We start from the raw sequence: 2048 nt of genomic DNA on the forward strand, positions 1-2048 counted from the left end.
CCAATGGCGCGGTGAATGCGCCAGAGAACACCACACTGGTAGTTGATATCGAAGCCACAGACGATAGCAGTAGCGAGGAGAATGGCCTGTCCTACAGCCTCAGTGGTGGGGCAGACCAAACGTTGTTTGCAGTTGATGCTGCAACGGGTGTACTATCCTTCCTCTCCGCACCAGACTTTGAACAGCCGTTGGATGTGGGCAATGACAATGGCTACGCCGTCGAGGTAACGCTCACTGATGCGGGAGGGTTAAGCACCGCGCAACTGTTTGACATCAATGTCACCGATGAAGATGAAAACGAAGCGCCTACGATTGTGACCAATAGCGTGGTGAATGTGCCAGAAAACAGCACGTTGGTGGTGGATGTTCAAGCCACAGACGATAGCAGTAGCGAGGGGAATGGCCTCACCTACAGTCTCAGTGGCGGGGACGACCAAGCATTGTTTACGGTTAATGCCGCAACAGGTGAGTTGTCGTTCCTCTCTGCTCCAGACTTTGAAAATCCCCTGGATGTGGGCAATGACAATGGCTATGCCGTCGAGGTAACGCTCACCGATGCAGGTGGGTTAAGCACCGCACAACTCATTGACATTACCGTTACCGATGTCAATGATCCCACGCCGTTTGACGATATCCTCCAAGGCACAGCAGGTGACGATACGATTCTTGCGTTGGACGGGAATGATGTGGTACGCGGATTGGGCGGTGGCGATCGCCTCTTTGGACAAGACGGGAGCGATACCCTCCTTGGCGGTACGGGCGATGACCTGCTCAATGGTGGTGCAGGGAACGATCGCCTCTTTGGACAAGACGGTAACGATACCCTCCTTGGCGGTACAGGCAATGACCTGCTCGATGGTGGCGCAGGGAGCGATCGCCTCTTTGGACAAGACGGGAGCGACACCCTCATCGGCGGTGTAGGCAATGACCTTCTCAATGGTGGAGCAGATAACGATCGCCTCTTTGGACAAGACGGGAGCGATCGCCTTGATGGCGGTATCGGCGACGATCGCCTCGATGGCGGCCCCGGCAATGATGTGATTACGACTGGAGCAGGACGTGACCTAATTGTCATTCGCCAAAACGATGGCTTCGACCGCGTCACCGATTTCCAAAATAATCGAGACCGTATCGACTTGGTAGGCATTCGGTTTGGACAACTCTCCATTGTTCAACAGCGTGATGATGTGCTGATTAGGGTAGGCAATACCAATCTATTGCGCTTGGAAGATACGAATGCCGCCGCCATCAACCAGGCAGACTTTGTGTAAGTATCTACGTTTCGAGCGATCGCCTTTGGCTAACAAGGGCGATCGTAGATGGCGGTACCGCGCCACAACAAGAGTTTTCAAGGCTTGGCATTAGATGCCGCCCTAGCGCAAAAGGGAGCCGAACCCCGCTGTGGGATTGGCGTGATAGACCTGCGCAGTGGCGATCTGGTGCATACGTTACGCATTGAAGGAGCCGTATCAGAACTCTATGACGTGGTGACCATCCCTAATGTGCAGCGCCCCATGGCCATCGGCATTCGCTCCGATGAAATCCGCCATGTGATTTCGATGGGTGATGGATAACGGGCACCGCTGGAGGGTGCCTGACTGAAACGACTGTGAAAACCAATTAATACATAGGAAATAGAAAAAAGATGGCATTTGCCCCCGTTTTGAACTTGACTGCCCTCAATGGCAGCAATGGCTTTCGTATCGATGGAGTAGATTTAGGTGACGAGTCCGGGCGTTCGGTGAGTAGTGCCGGGGATGTCAATGGAGATGGCTTTGATGACCTGATCATTGGGGCATACAGAGCCGCCGGCTTCGCTGGCTCTAGCTATGTGGTGTTTGGCAGTGGTGGTGAGTTTAATAGCATCCTCGATCTCTCCACTCTCAATGGCAGCAATGGCTTTCGTATCGATGGAGTAGATCTAGGTGACCAGTCTGGGCGTTCGGTGAGTAGTGCCGGGGATATCAATGGCGATGGCGTCGATGACCTGATCATTGGCGCACCCTTTGCCGACTCCAACGGCTTCGATTCCGGCTCTAGCTATGTGG

At 53.9% G+C, this 2048-nt stretch carries 2 protein-coding genes and 1 pseudogene; all 3 read left to right on the top strand.

Going from position 1 to position 2048, the window contains the following annotated elements:
• On the top strand, positions 1-1271 hold a 1271-nt coding region (locus JUJ53_RS19610; RefSeq protein ID WP_204153731.1), incomplete at its 5' end, for a cadherin domain-containing protein.
• Between the two features lie 48 nt (positions 1272-1319).
• Entirely contained in the window at positions 1320-1574 is a 255-nt protein-coding gene (locus JUJ53_RS19615; protein ID WP_204153732.1) for a DUF4915 domain-containing protein, read from the top strand.
• A gap of 71 nt (positions 1575-1645) precedes the next feature.
• Positions 1646-2048: pseudogene (locus JUJ53_RS19620) on the top strand (integrin alpha); the annotation flags it as partial.

Source organism: Leptolyngbya sp. CCY15150 (assembly GCF_016888135.1).
Classification (GTDB): Bacteria; Cyanobacteriota; Cyanobacteriia; order RECH01; family RECH01; genus RECH01.